The 25,796-nt window shown below is 73.9% G+C and carries 24 protein-coding genes and 2 pseudogenes; 9 read left to right on the forward strand and 17 right to left on the reverse strand.

The features are described 5' to 3' along the window. Positions 1–12: 12 nt before the first annotated feature. The 3 genes from ACSNN8_RS06445 to ACSNN8_RS06455 all read right to left on the reverse strand — a co-directional run bounded on the left by ACSNN8_RS06445 (position 13) and on the right by ACSNN8_RS06455 (position 2,557). Positions 13–639, reverse strand: a complete 627-nt coding sequence (locus ACSNN8_RS06445; RefSeq protein WP_436647547.1) for a Uma2 family endonuclease — start codon at positions 637–639, stop codon at positions 13–15. A gap of 65 nt (positions 640–704) precedes the next feature. Further along, positions 705–2,264 (reverse strand): signal recognition particle protein, encoded by a 1,560-nt coding sequence (gene ffh, locus ACSNN8_RS06450; protein WP_436647548.1) that lies wholly within the window; start codon positions 2,262–2,264, stop codon positions 705–707. Between the two features lie 62 nt (positions 2,265–2,326). Continuing rightward, a complete protein-coding gene (locus tag ACSNN8_RS06455) occupies positions 2,327–2,557 on the reverse strand; it encodes a hypothetical protein (protein WP_436647549.1) in 231 nt (76 codons plus the stop codon). 170 nt (positions 2,558–2,727) lie between these two features. On the opposite strand from ACSNN8_RS06455, the gene ACSNN8_RS06460 reads away from it, so the two are divergent. Both ACSNN8_RS06460 and ACSNN8_RS06465 read left to right on the forward strand, forming a co-directional pair. After that, positions 2,728–4,461 (forward strand): stealth family protein, encoded by a 1,734-nt coding sequence (locus ACSNN8_RS06460; RefSeq protein ID WP_436647550.1) that lies wholly within the window; start codon positions 2,728–2,730, stop codon positions 4,459–4,461. Beyond that, positions 4,458–5,705 carry a nucleotide sugar dehydrogenase gene (locus ACSNN8_RS06465; RefSeq protein WP_436647552.1) on the forward strand — a complete coding sequence of 416 codons (1,248 nt, stop codon included), beginning with the start codon at positions 4,458–4,460 and terminating at the stop codon, positions 5,703–5,705. The genes ACSNN8_RS06460 and ACSNN8_RS06465 overlap by 4 nt, the downstream gene beginning before the upstream one ends. A gap of 34 nt (positions 5,706–5,739) precedes the next feature. On the opposite strand, the gene ACSNN8_RS06470 is transcribed toward ACSNN8_RS06465, so the two are convergent. The 7 genes from ACSNN8_RS06470 to ACSNN8_RS06500 form a co-directional block, all read right to left on the reverse strand. Continuing rightward, positions 5,740–7,467 carry an FAD-dependent oxidoreductase gene (locus ACSNN8_RS06470; RefSeq protein ID WP_436647553.1) on the reverse strand — a complete coding sequence of 576 codons (1,728 nt, stop codon included), beginning with the start codon at positions 7,465–7,467 and terminating at the stop codon, positions 5,740–5,742. Next, positions 7,460–9,328, reverse strand: a complete 1,869-nt coding sequence (locus ACSNN8_RS06475; protein ID WP_436647555.1) for a maleylacetate reductase and hydroxyquinol 1,2-dioxygenase domain-containing protein — start codon at positions 9,326–9,328, stop codon at positions 7,460–7,462. Before ACSNN8_RS06475 ends, ACSNN8_RS06470 begins: the two co-directional genes overlap by 8 nt. 40 nt (positions 9,329–9,368) lie before the next feature. Continuing rightward, entirely contained in the window at positions 9,369–10,253 is an 885-nt protein-coding gene (locus ACSNN8_RS06480) for a helix-turn-helix domain-containing protein (RefSeq protein ID WP_436647556.1), read from the reverse strand. 31 nt (positions 10,254–10,284) lie between these two features. Next, entirely contained in the window at positions 10,285–10,671 is a 387-nt protein-coding gene (locus ACSNN8_RS06485) for a GtrA family protein (protein WP_436647557.1), read from the reverse strand. Next, positions 10,658–11,617 (reverse strand): glycosyltransferase family 2 protein, encoded by a 960-nt coding sequence (locus ACSNN8_RS06490; protein WP_436647559.1) that lies wholly within the window; start codon positions 11,615–11,617, stop codon positions 10,658–10,660. Before ACSNN8_RS06490 ends, ACSNN8_RS06485 begins: the two co-directional genes overlap by 14 nt. A gap of 63 nt (positions 11,618–11,680) precedes the next feature. Further along, positions 11,681–12,280: a hypothetical protein gene (locus ACSNN8_RS06495; protein ID WP_436647561.1), complete on the reverse strand. Its 600-nt coding sequence runs from the start codon at positions 12,278–12,280 to the stop codon at positions 11,681–11,683. A gap of 1 nt (position 12,281) precedes the next feature. Beyond that, the gene (locus ACSNN8_RS06500) at positions 12,282–13,805 is read right to left on the reverse strand and encodes a hypothetical protein (RefSeq protein WP_436647563.1); all 1,524 of its coding nucleotides are present in this window, start codon (positions 13,803–13,805) and stop codon (positions 12,282–12,284) included. 227 nt (positions 13,806–14,032) lie between these two features. Between ACSNN8_RS06500 and ACSNN8_RS06505 the strand changes: the two genes are divergently transcribed. Further along, positions 14,033–14,518 (forward strand): CAP domain-containing protein, encoded by a 486-nt coding sequence (locus ACSNN8_RS06505; protein WP_436647564.1) that lies wholly within the window; start codon positions 14,033–14,035, stop codon positions 14,516–14,518. Here ACSNN8_RS06505 and ACSNN8_RS06510 read toward each other — a convergent pair. From ACSNN8_RS06510 to ACSNN8_RS06525, 4 genes are read right to left on the reverse strand one after another with little or no spacing between them, the layout of a single operon-like run. After that, the gene (locus ACSNN8_RS06510; RefSeq protein WP_436647566.1) at positions 14,512–15,444 is read right to left on the reverse strand and encodes a class I SAM-dependent methyltransferase; all 933 of its coding nucleotides are present in this window, start codon (positions 15,442–15,444) and stop codon (positions 14,512–14,514) included. The two genes, ACSNN8_RS06505 and ACSNN8_RS06510, sit on opposite strands and share 7 nt — an antisense overlap. A gap of 37 nt (positions 15,445–15,481) precedes the next feature. Further along, a complete protein-coding gene (locus ACSNN8_RS06515) occupies positions 15,482–17,053 on the reverse strand; it encodes a hypothetical protein (RefSeq protein ID WP_436647567.1) in 1,572 nt (523 codons plus the stop codon). Between the two features lie 54 nt (positions 17,054–17,107). Continuing rightward, entirely contained in the window at positions 17,108–17,737 is a 630-nt protein-coding gene (locus ACSNN8_RS06520; protein WP_436647569.1) for a hypothetical protein, read from the reverse strand. Next, complete coding sequence (locus tag ACSNN8_RS06525) at positions 17,727–19,577, reverse strand: glycosyltransferase (protein ID WP_436647570.1); 1,851 nt, start codon at positions 19,575–19,577, stop codon at positions 17,727–17,729. Before ACSNN8_RS06525 ends, ACSNN8_RS06520 begins: the two co-directional genes overlap by 11 nt. A 77-nt stretch (positions 19,578–19,654) precedes the next feature. On the opposite strand from ACSNN8_RS06525, the gene ACSNN8_RS06530 reads away from it, so the two are divergent. The 5 genes and pseudogenes from ACSNN8_RS06530 to ACSNN8_RS06550 all read left to right on the forward strand — a co-directional run bounded on the left by ACSNN8_RS06530 (position 19,655) and on the right by ACSNN8_RS06550 (position 23,401). Then, the gene (locus ACSNN8_RS06530) at positions 19,655–21,901 is read left to right on the forward strand and encodes a glycosyltransferase family 2 protein (RefSeq protein ID WP_436647572.1); all 2,247 of its coding nucleotides are present in this window, start codon (positions 19,655–19,657) and stop codon (positions 21,899–21,901) included. 271 nt (positions 21,902–22,172) lie between these two features. Next, positions 22,173–22,289 (forward strand): annotated as a pseudogene (locus ACSNN8_RS06535) (RNA polymerase subunit sigma-70); the annotation flags it as partial. A 139-nt stretch (positions 22,290–22,428) separates the two neighbouring features. Further along, positions 22,429–22,623 carry an RNA polymerase sigma factor gene (locus ACSNN8_RS06540; RefSeq protein WP_436647574.1) on the forward strand — a complete coding sequence of 65 codons (195 nt, stop codon included), beginning with the start codon at positions 22,429–22,431 and terminating at the stop codon, positions 22,621–22,623. Beyond that, positions 22,620–22,898 (forward strand): hypothetical protein, encoded by a 279-nt coding sequence (locus ACSNN8_RS06545; protein WP_436647575.1) that lies wholly within the window; start codon positions 22,620–22,622, stop codon positions 22,896–22,898. The genes ACSNN8_RS06540 and ACSNN8_RS06545 overlap by 4 nt, the downstream gene beginning before the upstream one ends. Then, a complete protein-coding gene (locus tag ACSNN8_RS06550) occupies positions 22,886–23,401 on the forward strand; it encodes a hypothetical protein (protein WP_436647577.1) in 516 nt (171 codons plus the stop codon). The genes ACSNN8_RS06545 and ACSNN8_RS06550 overlap by 13 nt, the downstream gene beginning before the upstream one ends. A 4-nt stretch (positions 23,402–23,405) precedes the next feature. Here ACSNN8_RS06550 and ACSNN8_RS06555 read toward each other — a convergent pair whose 3' ends face one another. Further along, a complete protein-coding gene (locus tag ACSNN8_RS06555) occupies positions 23,406–23,606 on the reverse strand; it encodes a hypothetical protein (RefSeq protein WP_436647578.1) in 201 nt (66 codons plus the stop codon). Positions 23,607–24,278: 672 nt separating this feature from the next. On the opposite strand from ACSNN8_RS06555, the pseudogene ACSNN8_RS06560 reads away from it, so the two are divergent. Next, a pseudogene (locus tag ACSNN8_RS06560) lies at positions 24,279–24,374 on the forward strand (hypothetical protein); the annotation flags it as partial. 79 nt (positions 24,375–24,453) lie between these two features. Here ACSNN8_RS06560 and ACSNN8_RS06565 read toward each other — a convergent pair. Beyond that, entirely contained in the window at positions 24,454–24,816 is a 363-nt protein-coding gene (locus ACSNN8_RS06565; RefSeq protein ID WP_436647580.1) for a hypothetical protein, read from the reverse strand. Next, a complete protein-coding gene (locus ACSNN8_RS06570) occupies positions 24,816–25,796 on the reverse strand; it encodes a class I SAM-dependent methyltransferase (protein ID WP_436647581.1) in 981 nt (326 codons plus the stop codon). Before ACSNN8_RS06570 ends, ACSNN8_RS06565 begins: the two co-directional genes overlap by 1 nt.

Below are 25,796 nucleotides of genomic sequence, written 5' to 3' on the forward strand. Positions count from 1 at the left end.
CGACAGTCTGGCCTACGCGCCCTGCTGTGCCTCGCTGTACTCGTCGCGCAGGGCGGTGAGCGCGGGGACGTCGATGGTGATCGGGTACGGGACATCGGTCGTGAAGACCTTGTTCGTGCTGGTGACAGTGTCGTACCGGCCGTTGTCGCTCAGGCGGAACTCGGTCAGCACGACGCCGCCTTTGAAGGTCGGGTCGACCACAACGTAGGTAGTGACCTCGTTGCTCGCATAAACCGTCCACTTGGCGTGCAGGTCACGGAAGTGGGAAGTCGGCGAAACGACCTCGACGACGAGCAGGGCACCGTCGACCGGGACCGGGGTTCGTGCGGCATACGCCTTATGCACCACCACGACATCGGGCCGAGGTTCGTTGCGCCGATCAACCTCGAGTGAAAGGTCGATCACCGGGAAATAGCCTGCCGGACATCGGGGCCGGAGCATGAGCATCACTTCGACGGCAAGCAGCTGATGGATCGGGGTAGGTGACGGCAAGATGAGCCTTCCGTCGATCAACTCGTAGCGAAGATCCTCGGGAAGGCTCGCCAGGTCGTCGACGGTCCAGTCCTGCTTCTCGTCCAGCACGCTCGGTTCGAGCGTGCGCGGGTCCAGCAGTCTCGGCTTTTCCAAGGCGGCGGTCATCGGGACCTCCTCAGGGGATGTCACGAGACTACTGTACCCATGCCTAGATCACTATCCCCCTGATCTCAGCTCTTGTCCTTGTTGTCGCGCTGCTGCTTCATCAGCTTGTTGAAGTCGAGGTTCGGCAGGCTGAAGCCGCCCCCCGCGCCGCCCAGCGCGTTCGGGTCGAGGCCCGGCGGGAGCTGGGGCATGCCGCCCGGGAAGCCCGCCGGCAGGCCGCCGCCGGCGCCCGTACGCGGCCGGTTGTTGCCGCCCTTGGCGCCCTTGCGCTTGTTCTTGGGGCTCTTCGTGGCCTTGCGCCGGCCGCCGCCGGGCAGGCCCATCATGCCGCTCATCTGCTTCATCATCTTCTGCGCGTCGGCGAAGCGGTTGAGCAGCTGGTTGACGTCCATGACCGTGACGCCCGAGCCGTTGGCGATGCGGGCGCGGCGCGAGCCGTTGAGGATCTTGGGGTTGGTGCGCTCCTGCGGGGTCATCGACCGGATGATCGCGGTGACCCGGTCGAAGTGGCTGTCGTCGAGCTCGGCCAGCTGGTCCTTCATCTGGCCCATGCCCGGCATCATGCCGAGGATGTTGGCGATCGGGCCCATCCGCCGCACGGCGATGAGCTGGTCGAGGAAGTCCTCGAGGGTGAAGGTCTCGCCGGCAAGCAGCTTGCCGGTCATCTTCTCCTTCTGATCCTCGTCGAAGGCCTGCTCGGCCTGCTCGATGAGGGTCAGCACGTCGCCCATGCCGAGGATGCGGCTGGCCATCCGGTCGGGGTGGAAGAGGTCGAAGTCCTCGAGCTTCTCACCGGTCGACGCGAACAGGATCGGCTCGCCCGTGACGTGCCGGACCGACAGCGCCGCGCCACCGCGGGCGTCGCCGTCGAGCTTCGAGAGCACCACGCCGGTGATGCCGACGCCGTCGCGGAAGGCCTCGGCGGTCTGCACCGCGTCCTGGCCGACCATGGCGTCGATGACGAAGATGACCTCGTCGGGGTCGACCGCGTCGCGGATGTCGCGGGCCTGCTGCATCATCTCGGCGTCGATGCCGAGGCGGCCGGCGGTGTCGACGATGACGATGTCCTTGGCGGTGCGCCGGGCGTGCTCGATCGAGTCCCTGGCGACCTGCACCGGGTTGCCGACGCCGTTGCCGGGCTCCGGCGCGTAGACGTCGACGCCGGCCCGCTGGCCGAGCACCTGCAGCTGGTTGACCGCGTTGGGGCGCTGCAGGTCGGCGGCGACCAGCATGGGCTGGTGGCCCTGGCCCTTGAGCCAGCGCGACAGCTTGCCCGCCAGCGTCGTCTTGCCGGAGCCCTGCAGACCGGCCAGCATGATCACCGTGGGCGGCTGCTTGGCGAACTGCAGCCGCCGCCCCTCGCCGCCGAGGACGTTGATGAGCTCCTCGTGGACGATCTTGATGATCTGCTGGGCCGGGTTGAGCGCCTGCGAGACCTCGGCCCCGCGGGCGCGCTCCTTGAGGTTGAAGATGAAGGCCTTGACCACGGGCAGCGCGACATCCGCCTCGAGCAGCGCGAGGCGGATCTCGCGTGCGGTGGCGTCGATGTCGGCGTCGGTGAGCTTGCCCTTGCCCCGCAGCTTGGTGAAGATGCCGGAGAGGCGGTCACTCAGGGTGTCAAACACGGCTTAGCGTCCCGTTGGTCAGAGGGTTCTTTGACCGCAAGCCTAGCCGCCCGCCCGAAGGCTCACCGGTTCCGCATGCGGTACGTCTTGGTGGCCGCCTCGATCCGCCGCTGGGTGCGGGTGCCGGGGGCGATCGACTTCTTGGCCTTCGCGTAGAGGTAGGCCCCGCCGCCGACCACGAGCGCGCCCACGATCAGATAGAACAGCGCCGGTCCGAGCAGCGAGCTGACCACCCAGCCGACCACGACCACTCCGGCGATCAAAGCCACCAGAAATGCGAGCGCCTTGCCCATCTCGGCCTCCCCGAGTCGATGCGTCGGCCTCCACCATGACGCACCCCGGCAACCGCGGGCATCGGCGGTAACCCTGAGCACACCCGTAGGGGTCGGCACCATCGAGTAGCCCAAAACGCCCATAACGGATCGAAGCGCAACCTCCTCCGGGAGGCCACGTTGGGCGGTCCGTGAGCCCCCGGATCCTCGAGTTGACCCCCTGGCCCGTACGCCGCCGCGTGCTCGGCCAGTTGCAGCGCCGGCTTCTGCCGCTCGTGCCCGAGCACCGCCGCCTGCGGGTCGCCCGCCGCGTCGTGCCGCTCGGCGGCCGCCGGCGGCTCGAGCCCCTCGGGGAGACGCCGGCTCTGCGGGTCCGCACGGCGGCGGGGCGGCTGACGGCCCGGCGTTGCCTCGAGGCCTCCCCCGCGGGCGTACGGCGGGAGAACCTCGACCGGGTGCTGGACGCGCTCACCAGCGCCGGCATCGCGTGGTTCCGCATCCCGGTCGCGGAGCTGACCCGCTCCGGCGTGGCCGTCGCCGAGACCGACCGGGAGCGGGCGACGGCCGCGCTCGCCTGTCTGGGCGGCCGCCTCGACCGGGTGCAGCCCGGCGTCCTGCGCGTCAGCTGGCCGGTCACCGACCGCGACGGCCGCGTGGTGCTCGGCCCCGACCACGGCTGCGACGTCGAGTTCTGGCGGCCCGGCAGCGGCACCCTGATCGGCCCGCGCAGCAACCCGGTCGCCGACGTGGTGGCCGCCGACGAGCCCGAGATCGTCGTGGCCGAGCCCGTCTTCGGCCCGTTCGGCGCGCCCGGGACGACCCGCCGCTACCGCACCCGCGAGGTGTTCACGATGGTGAGCCCCGACCGCGTCGCCTTCCCGATCGACGCCGTCTACACGTGGGTGGACGGCGCCGACCCGGCCTGGCGCGAGCGCAAGGCGCGGGCGTTGCGCGAGAACGGCTGGGTGGCCGGGGTCAGCCCGCAGACCGCGAACGACTCCCGGTACGTCTCGCGCGACGAGCTGCGGTACTCGCTGCGCTCGCTGCACGCGTACGCCCCCTGGATCCGGCACGTCTTCGTGGTCACCGACGATCAGGTGCCCGCGTGGCTCGACACCACCCGCGGCGACCTCACCGTGGTCAGCCACCGCGAGGTGTTCGGCGACACCGGTCGGCTGCCCACGTTCAACTCGCAGGCGATCGAGTCGCGGCTGCACCGCATCCCCGGGCTGTCCGAGCACTTCCTCTACCTCAACGACGACGTGTTCCTCGGCCGGCCGGTGGCGCCCGAGATGTTCTTCACGCCCGGCGGGCTGACCCGGTTCTTCCCGTCCGGCGCGCTCGTCGACTCGGCGCCCCGCTCGGCCGGCGACGCGCCCGCGGACTCGGCCGGCAAGAACAACCGCGAGCTCATCCAGAGCGCGTTCGGCCGGGTGCTCACCCGCAAGATGAAGCACACCCCGCACCCGTCGCGGCGCAGCGTGCTGGCCGAGATCGAGCTGCGTTTCGCCGAGCACGTCGAGTCGACCGCCGCCCACCAGTTCCGCCACCCCGAGGACATCGCGCTGCTGTCGTCGCTGCAGCAGTACTACGCGTACCTGACCGGGCGGGCGGCGCCCGGGCACATCGACTACCTCTACACCGACCTGGCCGACCCCGCGACGCCGTTCCGGCTGGCGCGGCTGCTGCACCGGCGCAACCTCGACGCGTTCTGCCTCAACGACACCGCCTCCCGCCCCGAGGCGGTGCCCGAGCAGGCCGCGCTGCTGGCCGAGTTCCTGCCCGCCTACCTGCCGTTCCCGTCGCGGTGGGAGCTGTCCACGCCGAGGGCGGGCACCACGCCGATTCCCGCCAAGGCCCCCACGCGTACGCCCGTGGTCGCCCGTCAGCCCTCCCGGGCGCCGCAGCGGGAGGCCGCCCGGTGAGGTACGACGTGGTGATCCTCGGGCTGGGCTACGTCGGGCTGCCGCTGGCGCAGCAGGCCGTCCGCGCCGGGTTGTCGGTTGCCGGCTTCGACGTGCGCGCCGACGTGGTCGCCTCGCTGGCGGCGGGCCGTTCACACGTCGACGACCTGAGCGACGCCGACATCGCCGAGATGCTCGCGGGCGGCTTCACGCCGACGACCGACGAGTCGCTGATCTCACGGGCCGGCACGGCGGTGATCTGCGTGCCCACCCCGCTCGCCGAGGGCGACGGCCCCGACCTCACCGCCGTCACCGGCGCCACGTCGGCGATCGGCCGCCGGCTGCGCCCGGGCATGCTGGTCGTGCTGGAGTCGACGACCTATCCGGGCACCACCGACGAGGTGGTGCGCCCGCTGCTCGAGAAGCTCTCCGGCCTGACCGCCGGCGTGGACTTCCACCTCGCGTTCTCGCCCGAGCGCATCGACCCCGGCAACGAGCACTACGGGGCGCGCAACACGCCCAAGGTGGTCGGCGGCTACACGCCCGCGTGCACCTCGCGTGCGGCCGCGTTCTACGGCCGTTTCGTCGACACCGTGGTGCGCACCCGTGGCACCCGCGAGGCGGAGACCGCGAAGCTGCTCGAGAACACGTACCGGCACGTCAACATCGCGCTGGTCAACGAGATGGCCCGGTTCTGCCACGAGCTGGGCATCGACCTGTGGGACGTCATCAACGCCGCGTCCACCAAGCCGTTCGGCTTCCAGGCGTTCTATCCCGGCCCCGGCGTGGGGGGCCACTGCATCCCGATCGACCCCAACTACCTGAGCCACAACGTGCGCAGCCGGCTGGGCTACCCGTTCCGCTTCGTCGAGCTGGCCCAGGAGATCAACGCCACCATGCCGTCGTACGTGGCCCGGCGTGCCCAGAACCTGCTCAATGCCGACGGCCAGGCCGTGCACGGCGCCACGATCCTGCTGCTGGGCGTCACCTACAAGCCCGACATCGCCGACCGGCGCGAGTCCCCCGCCACTCCCCTGGCCCGCCAGCTCGCCGCCCTGGGGGCGAACGTGCTCTTTCACGACCCTCACGTTCCGGACTGGATCGCGCCTCGCGCCGACGACCTCGAGGGAGCCGTCACCTCGGCCGACCTCGTCATCCTGGTGCAGAACCACCGTGGCTACGACGCCGACCGGTTGGCCCTCTCGGCCAAGCGCTTCTTCGACACGCGGGGCGCCACCACCGTCCCCGAGGCCCACCGCCTCTGACCCACCGCGCCGAGGAACGTGCGCCGTCGAGCGACTACCTTCCGAGCACGCGGCCGAGCGCGGACCGCAGGGTGCCGCCGGGGTCGCCGGTCAGCGCCGGGCTCCGGAAGCACACGTGTTGGTCGGGGCGTACGAGCACGCAGCCCGAGTCGCCGATCTCGCGCAGCCGCGCCCAGTCGCCGTAGATGTCCTCGTAGTCCGCGCCGGGCCCGATGACCACGGCGACGACCCCGAGGTCGCGGGCGGCCCGCGCCCACGGCTCGCCACCGAGCCCGGTGAGCAGCGTGAACCGGCCCTGCCCGCACACGTCCAACGTGGACACCTTGGACCGGTCGCGGCCGATCCACGCGTGCGGCAGCTTGGCGCCGGGCCAGGTCGTCGGGTGGTGGTAGAGCTCGTCGTCGCGGGGGTTCACCGGCATCGGCGTGCCGTCGGGGACGATCGCGCCCGAGGCGTACCGCTGGTTCAGCTCGACGCCGTGGGTGTTGAACTCGTAGTTCTTGAACTCGATCGCCTCGCGCAGCTCGCGCCGCTGCTTCTCGGCCTCGGGCGTCGACGACTTGCGCGCGGCCATGTTGCGGCGCAGCGTCGCGGGGTCCTCGGCCGACAGCAGGCCCAGCGCCTCGAAGATGCGGGTGGTCTCGCCGATGCTGCGGTTGGCCCGGTCCACGATCTGCCGGCCGATCGGCGCCCGCTCGGCCGAGTAGCTGTCCAGCAGCGCCGGGGCGGCCGTCCCGTCCAGCACCAGCTTGAGCTTCCAGGCGAGGTTGTACGCGTCCTGGATCGAGGTGTTGGAGCCGAGCCCGTTCGACGGCGGGTGCCGGTGCACGGCGTCGCCCATGCAGAACACCCGGCCGTTCTGGTACGTCTCGGCGTACACGTGGTTGACCGTCCACGCCGAGGACGACTTGATGGTGACGGGCACGGTGTCGTCGCCGATGAGATGGTGGGCGATCCGGCGGGCGTACTCCTCGGTGAGGTCCGGCGGCGCGCCGTTGATGTCGTAGCCCCACACGATCAGCCACTCGTGCCACGGCCGGACGCAGCGGACCAGCCCCATCCCGATGCCGCCTACGTCCGACCCGGTCTGCAGCACCCAGTAGAGGGTGCTCGGCCGGTACGCCGTGTATTCGGTGAGGTCCGCCTCGAAGACGATGTTGATGCTGCCGGCGACGCCCATCCTCCCCACCATGGGCAGGCCGATGTCCTCGGCCACCCTGCTGCGCCCGCCGTCCGCGCCGATCAGGTACTTCGCGCGGATCGTGTATTCGTCGCCGCGCAACCGGTCCCGTACGGTCGCCGTCACCCCGTCCGCGTCCTGGGTGAGCGAAAGGTACTCCGTCTGGTAGCGGAACGCGGTCCCCCGCGCGACCGCCGCGGAGGCGAGCACCGGCTCCATCAGGTGCTGCGGCATGTCGCAGATGCTCGTGGGCGAGGCGAGGGTGTGGTCGGCCAGCCGCGACGGGTGGGTGTACCAGGTGTGCAGCCGGCCCAGCTCCTCGCCGGCCAGGCTGGAGCAGAACACCGTGTCGCCCATCAGGTGCTGCGGGGTGGCCAGCGCGACGACCTGGTCCTCGACGCCGGCGTCGCGCAGCACCTCCATCGTGCGCTGGTTGGTGATGTGGGCGCGCGGGGTGTCGGAGAGGCGGCCGTACTTGGTGACGACGATGTTCGGCACGCCGTAGGTGCTCAGCAGCAGCGCGGCCGCCCCGCCGGCCGGGCCGCTGCCGACGATCAGCACATCGGTCTCGACGTCAGTCATGCTCGGCCTCCAGCCGGAAGGTGAACTCGACGGTGCGCGTGCCGCCCGGACCCGCCGGGAAGTCGACGATCAGCTCCGGCTTGACCCCGAAGACCGCGTCGGAGTCGAGGTAGGGCCCGCCGGCGACGAACAGCTGGGTGACCAGCCGCCGGTAACCGGGCGCGCTGATCATGAAGTGGAGGTGCGGGGCCCGGTACGGGTGCCGGCCGGTCGCCCGCAGCATCCGGCCCACCGGGCCGTCGTCGGGGATCGGGTACTCCGACGGCAGGATCGACCTGAACCACAGGCGGCCGTCGAGGTCGCTGCGCAGACGGGCCCGCAGCACCGGCCCCTCCAGGTCGGGGAGCTGCACGTCGTAGTAGCCGTCCTGATCGGACTGCCAGACGTCGACCACCGCGTCCGGAACCGGCCGCCCCCGCGAGTCGGTGATCCGGATGTCGGCCCGCAGCGGCACCCCCGGCAGACCCTCGGCGAGGTTGGCGCCGGAGGGCTTGGCGGGCGGCCCCTCGACGTAGAAGGGGCCGAGCACCGCCGACGGCGTGGCGCCGCGCGAGCGCGAGTGGGTCAGCAGGTCGACCGCGCTCGAGATACCCAGCGTGTCGCTGAGCAGCACGAATTCCTGACGGGTCGGCGAGCACATCTGCCCGGTGCGGGTGAGGAAGTCGATCGCGGCCTGCCACTCGTCCTCGGTGAGGTCGTTGTCGGCGACGAACCCGTGCAACCGCCGCACGAGGTCGCCGAGCAGCGCGGCGACCCGCGGGGAGGACGCCCCGGCGAAGCTCGCCACCACCTGCTCGGTGAGCCCGCCGATGCCGGGCCGGCCGTCGGCGGTGGCCGGCCGGTCACCGCGCCACGCCTCGCCGAGCACCTCGAGAACCCCGTCGGCGGTGACCTGATGCGGCTGCGCGACGGCGAGCTCCGCGGCGGCCGGCAGGTCGGACGACGCGAGCCCGAGCGCCGCCAGCGAGCCGGGCGCGCCGAGCCGGGCGGCGAGGTCGAAGACGGCGGCCGGGGCGTCGGCGACGCCGAGCGCCTCGGCGATGCGCTGCACGGCCTCCGGAGCGGAGCGGGCGTGGTGGGCCATCACGTGCGGCAGCATCACGGCGTGCGTCTCGGAGTGCGGCAGCCCGAACGATCCGCCCAGGACGTGGCAGATCCGGTGCTGCAGGCCCGGTCCGGCGGCGGCGAGGCACATTCCGGCCAGCCACGCGCCGGCGAGCGCGTCCGCGCGGGCCGGTTCGTGGCGCGGCTGCTCGGCGATCCGGGGCAGCGCGCGGGCCAGCCGGATGATCGCTTCCCGGGCGTACGCGTCCACGGCGGGATCGGCCCGCGGCGAGCACAGCGCCTCGACCGCGTGGGCCATCGCGTTGAGGCCGCTGGTGACCGACAGCCCGACCGGCAATCCGAGCGTCAGGCCGACGTCGTAGAGCACCGTCACCGGGACCAGCGCGGGATCGCTGCGCGTCGTCTTCACGCCGTCCGCGGTCTCCCCCACGACCGGGGTCATCTCCGAGCCGGCGTACGTGGTGGGCACGGCGATCTGCGGGAGCCCGGTGCGCGCGGCCAGCGCCTTGCCCAGCCCGGTGGCCGAGCCGCCGCCCACCGACACCAGGCAGTCCGCGTCGTGCTCGCGCAGCACCCGCAGGGCCCGCTCGGTCACCTCGACCGGCGTGTGCATGGCGACGCCCTCGAACCGTGCCGCGGCCAGCGGGCCCAGCACCTGCGCCGCTTGGCCGCCCCGATCGCCCAGCAGCAGCACGCGTGCGGCCCCGAGCCGTCCGGCCTCCGCGCGCAGCCGGCTCAGCGTTCCGGACCCGAAGACCACCCGGGCCGCGGACGGGGTGTGCTCGAACGACTCCACGCGATCAGTGTCGGCCGATCGGCGCGATGCGATCCTGCACCTATGTGCTGCACGAAACGCGCATCGCGGCGGGCGTGGTGCCCAGGTGCGCGCGCAGCACCCGGGTGAGGTGCTCCTGGTGCGAGAAGCCGCAGCGCTGGGCGACCTCGGCGATCGGCATGGCGGTGCGGCACAGCAGCAGGCAGGCGGCCTCGACCCGGCGGCGGATCAGGAACTGGTGCGGCGACGACCCGGTGCGCGCCTTGAACTGCCGCGCGAACTGGCTGACGCTGAGCCCGGTCGCCGCGGCGAGCTCGCGCAGCGGCAACGGGTCCGCCAGCCGCTGCTCGACCAGCTCCCGTACGGCCGAGAGCTGCCGGTCGGTGAGCCCGGCGCGCAGCCCCCGCACGGTCGGCGGCGCGGGCCGGGCGCGCACGCTGTGCCGCCGGCCGAGCTGGGCGGCCAGCGCGTGCCCGAGGTGGTCCACATAGGTGCGCGCGGACGGCTCCCAGTCGCGCATCACCCCGTCGAGGGTGAGCAGCAGGTTCTCCACCAGCGGGTCGAGGCTGCCGAGCTCCTCCGCCAGCTCGACGGGCTCGTCGTGCGCCGCGGCGAGCAGCCCGTCGGTCAGATAGGCGTGCACGGTGTCGAGCGGCCCGCCGAGCTCGACGGTGAGGTCCTTGCCGGCCGGATGCACGAACAGGCCGCCGGGCGGCACGGTGCGCGAGCTGGTCAGGCCCAGGTGGCCGCGGCGCACCGTGACCGGGCCGTTGAGGTGCAGGATGACCAGGTGGCTCGGGGCGCCGCCGAAGCTCGCCTGGTAGGGCTGCTCGCTCTGGGTGGAGACGTAGAGCTGCTCCCAGCCGAGGCCGCTGCTGGTGCGGTCGGGCCGGATCCAGGGTTGCCGGAGGATGCCGTTGGTGTCGTGGACCGTGAGCTCCGCCACCCGACCATGACACCGGGATCTCTTGATCGAATCAAGAGATCCGGAAGGTCCACCGCGAGTGCAGCACGTAGTTCACCGCCGGGATCGCGGCCATGGCGAGCAGCTGCACCGGCACGAACGGGGCCGCGAGCGCGACGGCGCCGAGCCACAGCACGACGCTGTTGAGCGCGAAGGCCGCCGCCGTCACGGCCGCGAAGCGGGCGCCGGTGATGACGTGCGCGGTCGACGCGCGAAAGACCCAGGAGCGTTGCAGGGCGTACGAGACTCCCACGCTCGCTGCAAAGCCGGCCGCCGACGCCGCCACGGGCCGTACGCCCAGACCCTGCGCCAGCGTCAGCCCGAGCCCGAGATGGGTGAGCGCGCTCGCGGCGCCGCTGACCCCGTAGCGCAGCAGCCGCGTCACGTCAGCGCCGGCCACGGTCGGCCCCCACCCACTGCCCGGGCACGACCGCCGGGGGCAGCGGCTCCGCGCGGTCCTGCACGAGATAGCGCGGCCGGCCGCGGACCTCCTCGTGGATGCGCGCGAGGTACTCGCCGATCACGCCGAGCCCGAGCAGCAGGAACGTGCCCATCACCAGCAGCAGCAGGATGACGGTGGGGAAGCCCGCCACCGAGTCGCCGCCGATCCAGCGGATCAGCGTCTGCGCGCCCAGCAGCACGGCGAACGCGGCGAAGGCCAGCCCGACCATCGTCACCAGGTGCAGCGGCGCGGAGGTGAACGAGGTGAGCCCGTTGACCGCCAGCCGGAACAGCGAGCGGAACGTCCACCGCGAGCGGCCGTCGCCGCGGTGCTCGATGTCCACCTCGATCGTGCTGCGCTCGAACCCGATCCAGCTGCTGGTGCCCCGGAAGAACGAGGAGTGCTCGGGCAGCCGCAGCAGTGCCTCGAGCGCGGGCCGGCCGAGCAGCCGGAAGTCGGTGGCGTTCACCAGGTCGACCTGGGTGAGGCCGGTGAACGCGCGGTTGAACAGCCGTCCGCCGAGCCTGCCCACGACGCCCTGGCCGGTGCGGTTGCGTTTCACCGCCTCCACCACGTGCGCGCCCTCGCGCCAGCGCCGCACCATCTCGGGGATCGCGCCGGGCGGGTGCTGAAGGTCGGAGTCGATGACCACGACGGCGTCACCCGCGGCGTGCTCGAGCCCGGCCAGCACCGCGGACTCCTTGCCGAAGTTGCGGGACAGCCGCAGGCCGCGCACCCGATCGTCGAGCAGCGCCCGCGCGGCGACGCGGTCCCAGGAGTCGTCGGTCGAGCCGTCGTCGACCAGCACCAGCTCGTGGTCGAGGCCCGCGCCGGTGAGCACCTCGGTGAGCCGGTCCACGAAACGGTCGACGCCGGCGCTCTCGTTGAAGATCGGTGCGACCACGGAGATCAATGGGCTCGAAACGGTCACGCTCGCCCAACGACCGCGCGTCGGCGAAGGTTGCGATCAGCGCAGCAGCTCGGCGAGCGTGGGCGGGTGGGCGCGGTCCACGATGATCGTGCGGACGGTCCCGTGGTCGCGGTAGAGGCGCGACAGCCGCTCGGCGAGCACGTCCTCCCACGAGCGGTCCGGCCGGTGCTGCTCCCAGGTCGCCCGGTCGGGCAGATATTCGAGCAGTACGCCCAGATCGCGCAGCAGGGCGAACGACGGGCAGTCGGTGAGTACGACGGGCCGGTGGTCGGCGTCGACCAGCAGCCGCTGCCGCAGCGTCAGCACGAACTCGCGCACCGCCTCGTACTCCAGCCCGATCACCACGTACAGGTGGGCCGGTGTCCGCGGCGGAGGCAGCGCCGGGGTCACCGTCGTGCTCACGCGCCGGGCCGGGCGCAACCGGCGCAGCACCACCCGCATGAGCCTCAGCCGTTCGGCGCGGCGGCGCTGGCGGTCGCGTTCGCGGCGCAGCTCGGCGTTGCGGCGCTTCTCGTCGACCAGCCGGGCCTCCAGCAGCCGCAGTCGCGAGCCCATCGCGGCCAGCTCCCAGCGGGCCCGCTGGGTGGTGGCCTGCGGCTCCCGTGCGACCGGAAGGTGTGCGGTGGTGTCGGGCATGTCAGCCTCCGATCCGTTCCCGGCGGGCCAGGAGCCCGCTCAGCCACGTCGCGGCCGGCGCCGCGCCGTTCGCGAACGTCAGCTCGTCGCAGCGGCGGCGCAGCGCGGCGCGCACCTCCGCGCGGGCCGCGGCGTCCAGCGCCCGCTCCAGCTCGTTGGAGCCCGGGTCGGCGACGGTCAGCGCGACCCCGGCGGCGTCCGCGTACCGGGCCCGGGCGGCCTCGTCGTCGACCGTCGCGCCGCTGTCCGGCACGAACACCGTCGGGACGCCGAAGCGCAGCTGCTCGTGGTACGGGTGGTACGCCGCCGAGCTGACCACCAGGTCGAAGGCGCGCAGGCAGCGGCTGCCCGGCTCGACCCGCACCACCTGGAAGCCGTGCAGCCGCAGCCGTTCGGCGACCCGGGCGCCCAGCAGCGGGTCGCCGAGCCGGATCAATGCGGCGGGCCGCTCGTCCAGCGCCAGCTCCGCGCGGGCGGCCGCGGCGTCGAGCAGGTCGCCGCCGTCCAGCAGCGTGATCGGCTCGACCCGGTGCGCGCCGGCCCGGTCGCCCACGGTCGCCCCCTCGTCGACCAGCGCCGCGAACTCGCCCGGCTCGAGCACGTGGTCGAACACCTTGCCCTCGGTGATCCACTCCTGTCCCACGCCGCGCTGCCACATCGCGTGCCGCAGCCACACCCACAGCTGCCCGGGGTGCTCGCGGACGACGTCGGCGATCTCCCCGTGCGGCACGCCGGCGACCATCACGGCCTCGGGGCGGTGCAGGTCGACCAGGTGGCCGAGGCGGTCGCGCAGCAGCTCGCGCGACGGGATGTGCTCGGTGAGGAAGCCCGGCTGGTGCGCCCGCGTCACGATCACCGCGGACAGGTCGCCGGGCAGCCGCCGCGCGATCGCCACCAGGCTGGTCGCGTCGTCGCCGACCATCAGCACCCGGCGGGCCCGCGCCACCGGCAGCGCGGCGGGTTCGGCGCGGCGGGCGGGCGCGTTGATCCGCGGCCGCACGCCCAGGGCCGCGAGCCGCCTGAGGTGCGACTGGTGCCCGGTGGCGCGCTCGAGGGTGCGGAACAGCTCGAGGTCGCCGCGGCACCCGGCCGCCGCGTCGGTGATCTGGTGCCAGTTCTGCGGCGTGAGGCGGCAGAGCAGCGGCATGGCGGCGCGCACGTGCTCGTCGACGGGCGCCCAGTCGACGTCGCGGGCGCTGAGGCCGAGCGCCGGCGGCTCGTCGGCGATCACGACCGTACGCTCGGCGCGCACCTCCGGCATCGGCTCCGTGAGCCGGCGGGTGCCCCGGACCACCAGCAGGCGCGCGGCCACCGGCCGGTCGTCGTGGGCCAGCGTGGCCAGGCCGTCGCGCAGCAGCACGCGGATGGCCGGGTCGAACGGCGCGGGCCGGGTCTCCGGCAGCGGCACGTGCACCAGCACGGTGCTCAGCGCGGCCTCGGCCTGGGCGCGGACCTCGGCGGCGACGCCCGCTCCGGCAAGCCGGAAGTCGGACAGGATCGCCACGTCAGCAACGGTGTCGGGCACGGCGGATCCCCCTCTGGACGCTCTTCGAGAGCTAAACGATCTTTGCAACGCACCGTGACGGCAACGTGACGACACCAGCGCGGAAACCCGGCGCGGGTAGCCAACCGGGCGGCAACCGAAGGGCATCGGCACCGCACCCGTTCAACGGTCATCGTCACTGCGTTCGGGCCGAACTAGGTCGGTGAACGCGGCGGTAGCAGCCGCGGCCACCTACCGAAAGGCAGTCGATGCGCTCTTCGATCACCAAGCGTCTGGCCCTGATCGCGATGATCCCCGCCACCCTGCTCGTCGTGGTCGCGTTCGCATCCTCCGCCCAGGCCGCCGTCACCGGCACCGCGAAGATGCAGGCCGACGTCGTCACCTACACCAACCAGCAGCGCGCCGCCCACGGCTGCAAGGCCGTCGTCGCCAGCCCGAGCCTGACCCGCGCCGCCGTCGGCCACAGCACCTACATGGCCCGCTCCGGCAAGTTCAGCCACACCGGCGCGAGCAACTCGAGCTTCGCCTACCGCATCAAGCAGGCCGGCTACGCCCGCCCGCTGAGCGAGAACATCGCGTACGGCTACCGCACCGGCGCCGACGTCGTGAAGGCGTGGATGGCGAGCCCGGGTCACCGCGCCAACATCCTCAACTGCACCGCCAAGGCCGTCGGCGTGGGCGTCGTCTACGCCGCGAACGGCACCCCGTACATCTCGCAGGAGTTCGGTTACTGAGACCGGCTCAGCTGCCGCACGACGCGGCGGTACGACACCAGGGCCTCACCCTCACGGGTGAGGCCCTCGGTCTTTTCCAGCCACCGGCCGAGCACGTCGGGCTCGCCGAGCACGAACACCGCGGCTGCCTCGGCCAGCCGGTCCTCCAGCAGGCGCAGCGCGGGATAGCGGGCGTCCGGCCCGGTCGTCTCGGGCGGGCCGCCGACCACCAGCAGGTCGACGTCGTGCACGTCGGCGAGCGACTCCAGGTCGTACCAGGCGGACGTCCGGTCCTCCACCGCGATCGGCCGCAGCGGCGCCTCGCGGACCTCGGCGACCTCGGTCAGCCCGTGCGCGGCGAGCGCGGCCCGGGTCCGTTCCGCGCCGGCCGCGTCGTGGTCGAGCGTGAGCAGCTTGCCGCCGGTCTGTTCCAGGGCGTACGCGATCCAGACCGCCGACGCGCCGCCGAGCTCCAGCACGCGCCGCGGCCGCCGGGTGCGGATCAGGTGCAGCACGTCGAGCAGCGTCGCGCCGTCGGTCACGGGCGGCATCGGGGCGCGCGGTGTCACCTGCTGGAACAGCTGGACCAGCGCCTCCACTTCGCGCGTCTGCGCCCGCAGCTGGTGCGCGAGGGTGCCGGCCATCTCGCGGTGCCGGTCGCCGGAGTGCAGCAGCAGCTCCTCGATCGCGCCGAGCACCCGGCGCTGGGTCTGGTCGAGCACCGCGCGCACGTCGTCCTGGTGGCGGCGCTGCGCCCGCTGCAGACCCGAGAGCCGCCGGGCGATCAGCAGCAGCCCGGCGAACAGGATCGTGAAGAAGACCGCGAGCAGGGTGAGCGCGAGCCCGACGTTGCCGGTGAGCGCGGCCGCCGTGACCGCGGCGCACAGCAGGCACGCGCCGGCCGCCGTGGTCGCCTGGCGGCGGGTCAGGGTGGGCAACCGGCGCATCAGTTCGTCCTCCCGCGGTGCTCCTCGGCCGTCCTCGTCAACGCGGCCGGCCGTCGCCGGTTACGCCCGGGCAGTACGACACGTCCGCGCGCTGCCGGGCCGCGGTCTCCAGCGACTCGTCGAAGCGGCGGACCGAGAACGGCACGTCGCCGTGCAGCCTCAGGAATTCCGCGCGCAGCGCACACCGGCGCGCCGCGCCCTCCGGGCCCGGGTCGAAGTCGGCCATCTCGACCGCCAGCCGGTCCGCCAGCCGCGCGGCCGGGGTCGCCATCGTCGTGTCGCGCTGCCGCTTGTTGGCCGTCGCCGACACCGCCGCCGCGCCCGCGAGGAGCACCACGGCGGCCACCAGCACCGCCTGCCTGCGGACGAAGTGGACGGCCGCCACCATCAGCAGGGCCCCCGCCGTCGTGGTCACCGCCGAGTCGCGCCACCCGTACCCCCACCGCCCGGTCGCGACCAGCTGCTGCACGTCGGCGTTGAGCGCGCCCATCCCCGCGCCCAGCAGCACCAGCGCGCCCGCGGTCAGCGCCACGGCCAGGGCCGCGCGCGGGCCCACCCGGGACAGCCGCGGCAGGTCCCGGATCGCGTGCCACGCCAGCAGCCCGAACGCCACCACGGCGACGGCCAGGACGAGCCCCGGCTCCACGCCGGCGGTGCGCCACATCATCGGCGGCAGCCAGGCGACGGCACGCACCGGCAACGCCTCGACCGACTCCGGGCCGAGGCGCACGTCAGAGCCCTGGTAGCAGCCGCCGGCCGAGCAGTAGCGCTGGATGACGACCCGTACGGCCAGGAAGACCGGCAGGAACCCGAGCCACAGCAACCCCAGCGCGCGGGCGGGCGCCGCGGTGCACAGCCGGCGCGCGCCGAGGCCGAGCACCAGCCGGCCGCGCGCCAGTACCGCGACCGTGGCCAGCGGCAGCGCGAAGTAGGCGATCTCGTTGAAGGCCGCCAGGGCCGCGCCGCCCAGCAGCAGCAACGGCATCCACCAGATCCGCAGCGGCCGGTCCGGGTCGATGCGGCACAGCGCGGCGGCCACCCCCAGCACGAGCGCCGCCGACCCGAAATAGAGCCCGCCGAACAACACGACGGGGCTCGACCCGCCCGCGGCGACGAACCCCGCGGCGACCGCGAACGGCACGAGCGCGGCCACAGTGGACGGCGCCTGCCTCCCGCGGGCCACGACGCTCTCGGCGAGCAGCACCGCCGTCACGCACACCAGCACCGCCGACACGAACGAGACCAGCCGGAAACCGACGTTCACCGGCAGCCCCAGCACCTCGCCGAGGGCGTACGCGGCCAGGTCGAGCGCCTTCTCGAGCATCCGCCCGAACAGCCGGAAGTTGCCCAGCCGCAGGTACCCCGGCAGCGAGCCGACCGTGTGCGGCACGATCCGCAGCGGCTCGTCGCGGAACAGCCCTCCGTGCCAGTACAGGTTGAACCGGTGGTCCCGGCTCGGCGCGAGCGCCACCAGCGGCGCCAGCACCGGCAGCGGCACCAGCACCGCCCGCACCATCGCCCGCCGCCACAGAGCCCGCACCGGCGGCCCTTCGACCACGAACCGCATCCCGACGCGCGGGGCGGGGGCATCGACGGTCGGAGCGCTCATGCCGGCACCAACGACCCCACCGGCGTCCCGGTGACGCCCGCGCCGGCGCGGGGGTCAGGCGGCGTTGTCCAGCAGCCGGGCCAGCGTGGGCGGATCCCGCGGATCGATCACGACAGTCCGGACCGCCCGGTGGTCGCGGCACAGCTGAGCGATCCGCCCGGCCAGCAGCGACTCCCATCGCGCCTGCGGCTCGTGCCGGGACCACGTCTGCGGGTCGGGCAGATATTCGAGCACCACCCCGGGCACCTGCAGCCCGCGCAGCGCCGGCTGGTCGGTCACCACCACGGGCAGGTGGTCGGCGTCGACGAGCACGCGCTGGCGCAGCGCGCGGATCAGCTCGTGCGAGCCGGCCCGCGACAGCCCGACCGCGACGTACACCCGGGCCGGCACGGACGCGGCGCGGGGCCGCGGCAGCGACTGGATCGCCGCCTGCCGGCGCAACCGGCGGGCCGCGCGGCCGGCGATCGACGGGCCGTTGCGCACCGGGTCGCGGGCCAGGTCGACCAGCGTGCGGCCCAGCCGGTACGGGCGGCTGCGCAGCAGGGCCAGCACCAGGTCACGGTTGCGGTCCCGGTCGCGCACGGCGGCGTCCCGCTCGTCCTCGACGCAGCGCAACCGGCCGGTCAGCGTGGCCACCTCCCAGCGCGCGAGCGCGAGATCGACCGCCTCCGGTTCATCGAACACCCTCGGCCTCCACTTCGGATCGTCTGCGGCAGTGCCCGGCCACCCACGCAGCCGCGTCGCCCGCCCCGTTGCCGTACGCCAGCTCCGCGCAGCGCCGGCTGAGCGCCTCGCGGGCCGCCGGATCGCTCAGCCGTTCGAGCTCGGCGGCGGCCGCCCGGTCGTCGGTCGCGCACACCGCCACCCCGGCCGCCGCGGCGAACCGGGCCCGGGCCAGCTGGTCGTCGGCGCCGTCGGGGTCGGGCACGAAGACCGTCGGCACCCCGGCGCCGATCAGCTCGTGGAAGCTCGTGTAGTCGGCGCGGGACACGGCCAGCGCGACACCGCTGAGCGCCTCCGGGCCGGCGTCCACCACGGTGAACCCGGGCAGCGTCGCCTCGACCCCGCGGCAGAGCAGCGTGCCGGCGACGGTGCGGCGCGGCTGCCTGGCGGGCAGCTCGGTGATCGGGTCGACCGTGCTGACCCCGGCCCGCGCGGTGGTGGTCCAGCCCTCGTCGCCCGCGGCGGCGAACTCGCCCGGCTCGAGGATGCCGGCGAACAGCGCACCCCGGGCCGCCCACTCGCCGCCGGTGCCGCGCCGCCACATCGCGGGCCGCAGCCACAGCCAGCGCGGGGCCGGATGGGCCTGGATCGCGGCGACGATGCCGTCGTGCGGGACGCCGCCGACCAGCACGGCGCCCGGGCCGTACAGCTCGATCAGATGCCGCAGCCGGTCGCGGACGAAACCGGTCCAGCGCTCCTCGGCGACCCCGAGCGCCGCGGCGGACGGCAGGTACTCGGTGAGCAGGCCGGCGGCGTGCGCGTCCGCCAGGCCGGCCGAGCCGGCGACCACCACCGCCTCGACCTCGGGCGGCAGCCGGCGCGCGATGGCGCGGAACCGGGCGATGTCGTCGCCGACCATCAGCACGCGCCGGGAGGGCCGGGGGCCGGGGCGTACGGGGGCCGGCGGCGCAACGGTCGCGCGGGTGAGCACGCCGAGCGAGGCCAGCCGGGCGATGTGCGAGGCGCGGCCGTAGTGCTCGGTCACGAACGAGCGGCCGCGGGCGGCCAGGGCCTCGTACGCGGGCCGGTCGGAATGCAGCCGCAGGACCAGGTCGGTGAGCCCGGCCGGATGCGTGTAGGCGGCGGCCTCGGCGAACATCGGGCGGAAGCGCGGCGGGGCGACGACCGGCACGCCGGCGGCCATCGCCTCGAGGACGCGCCGGTCGTAGGCCTCGTGGAGGTGGACGAAGAAGTCGATCGCGGCGAGGAACTCGCGGGGCGACTCGTCGGCGCCCGGGGTCCGCACGTGCAGCCGGGGCAGGTCCGCGTCGAGACGCCCGTGCACGCCGACGACCGGGACCGTCGACCGTGGACGGCGCTCGAGGTCCCACTCCGCGACGTCGACGATCTCGTGCCAGTCCGTGTCGGGCAGCGCGACCGCGTCGGCGACGCCCTCGCGCACCTCGGCGCTGGTGGGCGCCCACACCACGCCCGGGCCGAAGAGGCGCCCGACCCGCTCGTGCACCTCGGCGGGCACGGGGTGGTCGAGCACCACGATCGTGTGGTCGGCGCGCACGGCCGGCACGGTCGCCGGTTCCTCGGCGAAGGTCCGCGGCTGCCGGATCAGCAGCACCTTCGCGGCGATCCCGGCGTCGTCCTCGTGCGCCAGCTCGGCCAGCCCGTCGCGCAGGCAGGCCACGATCCGTGGGTGGAACGGCCGCGCGTGCCGCAGGTGCGGCGACGGCACGTGGATCAGCACGGTGGTCAGCCCGGCGGCCGCCTGCGCGCGGACCTCGGCCACGATGCTCGCCGCGTTGCCGCCCGGGTGCCGCAGGTCGGACAGGATGGCGACGTCGTACACGGCATGGTCAACGAGCAGTGGAACCGGGCGATACGGACAATTCACCCGAGCCGTTCGGTCGTTGTGATCTTCGAGAAATGATCTTCGAGGAAGAGGCCACCATGCGCGACCCCGGACCGCACCCGCTCGCCGTCGCGGCCCTGCAGGCCCGGTCGGTCGCGGCCCGTGAACCGCTGGCCCGGGCCGCCGAGGCCTCGGGCGACCCCTGGCTCACCGGCGAGCTGGCCCGCGTCATCGCGCTGCAGGACCTGCGCCCGGACGACCAGGCCGACGCGCTCGCCGTCCTCGACGGGCTGCGGGCGCGCGGCGACATCGCGGACGTCCACCAGGGACTGCACTGTCAGCTCGCGTACGCCTCGGGCAACCGCACGCTGACCGCCGCGCTGCTGGCCGAGTACGCCGCGGTGCCCGAGCCCGTGCGGGCCGCGCTCGCCGCGGACCTCGCCAACCCGTACGCCGGGGGCTCCGGGGACGGCTGGAGGTTCGCCGCCCTGCTGCCCGCCCCGAGCGTGCAGGTGGCCGAGGGACCCGGTTCGCCCTTCGACCGCCTCACCACCGGCCCCGCCCAGCGCGTCGGCCACCCCTGCCGGATCACCACCGTCGTGCCCACGTGGCGGCCCGGCCAGGAGCTGCTCACCTCGGTCCGCTCGCTCGGGCGGCAGACGTGGACCAACCACGAGATCCTGGTCGTCGACGACGGCTCGCCCGCCGAGTACGGCCCGATGCTGCGCGCGGCCGCCGCCCTCGACCCCCGCGTCCGCGTCGTCCGCATGGTGGCCAACGGCGGCGCCTACGTGGCCCGCAACGCCGGCCTGGACGCCGCGACCGGCGACTTCGTGACGTTCCAGAGCGCGAACGACTGGTCCCACCCGCTGCGCCTCGAACGCCAGGTGGCGCCGCTGCTCGCCGACGAGTCGCTGCTCTCCACCACGTCCACCGGCCTGCGCGTCACGCCGGACCTCGTCGTCACCCGCCCCGGGACGCCCGCCGTGCGCCCGCACGACCTCATGCTGCGGCGCGTCGAGGCCCTGCGCCGGGTCGGCCGGTTCGATCCCGTCCGCGAGGGCGCCTTCACCGAGTACGTGGAACGCGCCCGGGCGGTCCTGGGCCGGGGCGCCACGCAGGTTCTGAGCGGGCCGCCGCTCGCGCTGATCCGGCTCACCGCCGACCACGACCACCCCGGCCGGCTGTCGCCCGCCGAGCGCTCCTACCGGTCCGCCTACCGCGCCTGGCACGCCGACGTCCGCGCCGGCCGCTCGCTCCCGACGCGCCCGCGGGCCTTCGCCGCGCCGCGCCGCCTGCTCGGCGAGACCGGAGCGAGGGCGTACGACGTGGTGCTCGCCGGCGACTGGACCACGCCCGGCGGCGCCGGGACCGCGGGCATCGGCCAGCTGCGGGCCCTCGCCGCGCGCGGCCTGCGGGCGGCGCTCATGCAGCTGGACGTGCTGGCCAACCTGCGCGAGGGCCCGCAGGACCTCGACCCGGCCGTGCAGGAGCTCGTCACCGGCGGCGAGCTCACCCAGGTCGAGCTCACCCACGACGTGCGTACCCGGCTGGTCGTCGCCCGCTCCGCCCGGGTCCTGCAGCACGCCCCCGACGTGCGAAGCGGCGTACGGGCCCAGCGCGTCGTCATCGAAGACGCCGTGGTCGTCCCCGCCGCGGCCGCCGCCGCCAAGCGCCTCTTCGGCCACGCTCCACTGTGGTCGCCCGCCGGCCCCGACGGCCGCCGCCGGCTCTCCGCTCACGAGTCGCTCGCGAAACTGGACCTGCCCAGCACCCTGGACGCCGCGCAGTGGCGGCTGGACCGCCGAGGCCCGCGCGCCGACCGCCCGGTCGTGGGACGGCACTGCCGCGGCGGCCGCGCCGAGTGGCACCGCCTGCGCGACGCGCTCCCGCCCACCACCGGCCTCGACGTGCGCCTGCTCGACGCCGCCGGCACCTGCCGCCGCTCGTTCGGCCGCTCCGGCGCGCCGCGCACCTGGCTCGTCTACGAGACCGGCGACGTCAGCCTGCGCTCGTTCCTCTACCAGATCGACTTCTACCTGCACCTGCCCGCCGACGACGACCCGGCCGACCCCACCCCCGATCTGCTGGCTGCGCTCGCCGCGGGCTGCGTCGCCGTGCTCCCCCACCGCTATGCCCGCACCTTCGGCGAGGCCGCCGTCTACTGCAACCTCGCCGAGGTGCACGACGCCGTCCGCGACCTGCACGGCGACCCGGTAGCCCTGCGCGACCAGTCCGCCCGCGGCGCCGCCTTCGTCCGCCGTCATCACGCCCACGAGCTCTACGCCGAACGCGTCGCGTGGCTGGCATCCCGGAGCTGACCCGTTCGCACCCGCCCGGCACCCGGCGAATCGTCAACCCGGCCCCCGCACAGCCGATTCCTCAGGGCACAAGCAACGCAACGACCCGGGGCGGCCCCCGCCGCCCCGTACGCGGGTAGCACCACCTCCCCCACCCGCGTACCGCTACCCCGCCGACCCCCTGCGGCGGGGTAGCGGTGTTTCCCCGCCCGCAAGGCCGCACCCCCGTCGGCGAACGTGACAGCGCGGATGAGAACCCGCCGCACCGGACGCCTCCACGACCGGCACGGGGATGTTCTCCCGGCACGGCAGGTACTGCCTGCGGCGGGTGGGACCGCAGCTCGCGGAGGACGTGGTCGCCGAGACGTTCCTGGTGGCGCACTCCTTCGACCCGCGTCACGGCGAGTTGCTGCCCTGGCTGTACGGCATCGCGACCCGGCTGCTGCGCCGGCACGTCCGCGCCGAGGTGCGAGCGCTGCGCGAGGCGACCCGCCTGCCGCTGGTCGAACACGGGACGCACGACGAGGCGGGTCGACGCGCAACGGTCGGTGAGCCGCCTGTCAGCCGGCCTGGCCGCGCTGCCCCGCCGTCGGCGCGACGTGCTGATGCTCTTCGCCGTGGCCGAACTGGAGTACGCGGAGATCGCCGCGGCCCTCGACATCCCGCTCGGCTCGGTGCAGTCGTCGCTGCACCGGGCACGGGCCAAGGTGCGGGCCGCGCTGAGTGAGGAGGAGACGCGGTGAGCCGCACGGACGCCGACCTGGCCGCGGTGCGCGACCTGCCGCCCGGCACCATCGAGCCGTCCGCCGAGGCCCTGGCCCGGGTGTGGGCGCGCATCGGCGAGCGTTCAGCACCCCGGCGGTCGTGGCGGTCCAGCCCGCGGCTGTGGACGCCGATCGGCGCCGCCGCGGTCGTGCTGGCGCTGGTGGGCGTCGGTGTGCTGATGCTGCGGCCGCGCTCGGAATCGTTGCCGGCGGCACCGGGCTCACCTCCGACCCGGCCGCCGTGGCCCGGGTGATCGTCGAGCTGAGCGACGCCACGCGGCAGCTGTTCTCTCTGCGCACCCGCACCGTGCCCGGCGCCCGGTCGGGCGAGAGCTGGGTGCGCACGGCCGACCTCGGCGCCATCCACCGGCAGTGCGACGGCGACGACCAGCCCGACGACCTGATCGAGGCGTTCCGGGTCCAGGAGCTCGCCACCCGGTCACGCTGGGCCGGATCGGACCCCACCCGTCCCGGCCTGTCGGATGTCAGCGCCCGCGACTACGTCGATCCGGCGGCGATCCGGGCCCGCTTCATCCGGCAGCGCAACGACATGCCCGAGGCGGGCGACGACCTGCGGGTCCTGCAGACCGCGATCTGGACGGGCCGGTTCGCGCCGGTCGACCGCCGGGTCGCGCTGCGCCGGGTGATGGCCGCTCTGCCCCTCAGCGTGGGACGCACCGAGCAGGACGGGCACCGCCCGGTGGTGGTGCGCTTCGCCGGCGGCGCGACCGCGAGCGACCTGCGCGACCGCCCCTGAGCCGCTAAGGCTTGGCGCCGGGCGACCTGCGCGGCCAGAGGTAGACGCCCGCCAGGGCGCACATCGCACCGACGAGCACGACGGCTGCCTCGATCACGCCGGGGAGGTCGTCCATGAAGGGGAAGGCGCGAGAGCCGGCCAGCGCCAGAAAGGCGACCACGAACAGGACGACGGCACCCGCGCGACGCGACTTCACGACCACCATTGGATCATTCCGTGTCCAGCCGGATCGCCGTTGCGGCCGAAGCGGATGCCGGGGTGCGCCGCCAAGCATGGCGCGCTCCGATCGACTCAGGGACGCCACCGCCGTACGGTCGGACCGGACCCACCACACCTGTCCGGGAGGACCGTTGACTCCACGCTCGCGGCATCAGCAAGGCCGGTGTTCCGTCTGTAAACGGCTGGTGGCTCTCACCGACGACGGAAAAGCGGCGCGGCACAACGGCACCATCCGTGCCTACGCCCCGCCCGAAGAGTGCCCCGGGGCTGGGCAGCCACCGGAATCACGCGAGGACCGACCCGGCGGCGGACGCTGAGCTTCCGCTTGGCTCGGGCCATTAGGCTCGGCGTCGTGCTGGACGCGGGGATCATCTGGAACGTCGTGACCCAGCCGAGGTTGCTGGCCGTCCTGGGCGTGAGCGTCGTTCTCGCCTGGCCGCTCGGGCTCCTTCTCCGGCGCGGACCGATGGGCGCCGCGTTCGTCCTGGCTCTGGGCGCCGCGCTGGCAGCGACCACGACGACGAGGATGCCGCACTACTCATCGGACGGCGTCTGGACGTACCTCCAGGCCTACGCCGACCCGGCGAGCATGGTCGACGGGTTCGCCGGCAGCGACGAGAAGCTGGCCAACATCGGGCTGTTCCTGCCGGCGGCCGCGATGGCGACGATCCTGTGGCGACGTCCCGCCGTCGTTCTCGGCGCGGCGGCGGGGTTGAGCTTCCTGATCGAGGGCTGGCAGGGCTTCATCGGCCGAGGCGGCGACGGCGTCGACGTCGTCCACAACGCGGCCGGTGCGCTGATCGGCGTCTGCGCCGGGTTCGCGATCCTGCGGGTCAAGCCGCCGGCAGGTCCACCCGGCGCCCCATGCCGAAGGCCTCGGCCCGGTCGTCGGTCACCATTGCGAAAGCCCCCGCAGGCACTCCCGGGAAAGCCGCGACATGGGAGGCCGCTCGCAGCAGGACAGCCTCTTCGGCTCCGGAAATGAAGAAGACATACACGTCTCCGACGTGCTCCCCGTCGTCGAAGATGTCCAATTCCCCCGCGATACTGAGCTCGGCCAGATATTCCGTGACCTCGTCGATCCACGTTATCGGATGCTCTTCATCCGGAAGGTCTTCGACGGTGTCGGCCGGCAAGGGGAAGTGAATCTCAACGCACAGCGCCATGGCGTCGAACAGTACGCTGGAACGAAGCATCAACGACCGAGCACCGGCACGGCCGGTTCAGCGGCAACGGTCTCCGGATGCACGAGGGCCGTCCACCGCCCCGGCAGCGGCCGCCGCACGGTGAGACCGAACCCGCCGCCCTGCCGGGGTGCGACCCGGTTGGGCTCGTCGTCGACCACGACGGCGGCGCCGGGGGCCAGGCGGCGGCCCAGCACGTGCAGCGCGGGCGCGAGCGGGTCTGGGCCGGGCGGGGCGAGCGTTCCGTCGACGACCAGCAGGCCGATGTCGGTGACGCCGTCGAGCGCGTCGACGTCGTACCAGTCCACCGTCCGGCCGTCGACGGACAGCTCGGCCAGCGGGGCATGCCGCAGGGTCACCGGCAGGCCGTGCTCGGCCAGCCGCGTCCGCACCTGCTCCAGCCGGCCCGCGTCGTGGTCGACGACGGTCAGCCGCGTGCCGGCGAGGGCGTAGCCGAGCCACACGGTCGACGGTCCGCTGCCCAGCACGACCGTCGAGGCGGGGCGCAGGTCGCGGGCGGCGTGCACGAGGCCCAGCAGATCGGTCGGCTGCAGGCCCTCGCCCGGCGGCATGGGCGCGCGCGGGGTCACGGCCTGGAAGAGCTGGAACAGCGCCTCGATCTCGCGGCTCTGCTCGCGCAGCAGCAGCTCGGCCCCGCGGCCGGTGAGGCGCTCGGCCCGCGTCACGGCCTCGGTGAGCTCCTGATGCCGGTCGCCGGCCTCGAGCCGTTCGCGCTCCACGGCGGCGACCACGCGGCGCTGCAGCTCGTCGACGGCGCCGCGCAGGTCCCGTACGGCCTCCTGGGTCGAACGGTGCGCGGCGCCGGCCCGGCGGCAGAGGTGGAACAGCCCGGCGAGCAGCAGCGCGGCGCCGCCGATCACCGGCACGGCGAAGCCCGCGACGGCGAGCACCACGACCAGGGCGCCGGCGAGCCAGGGCTGGGAAGGGCGCGCGCCGCCGAGGCGCAGACGGGCCGGGATGATCTGCCGCAC

The sequence above is a fragment of the Actinoplanes sp. URMC 104 genome, assembly GCF_051386375.1.
In the GTDB taxonomy this organism is placed as follows: domain Bacteria; phylum Actinomycetota; class Actinomycetes; order Mycobacteriales; family Micromonosporaceae; genus Actinoplanes.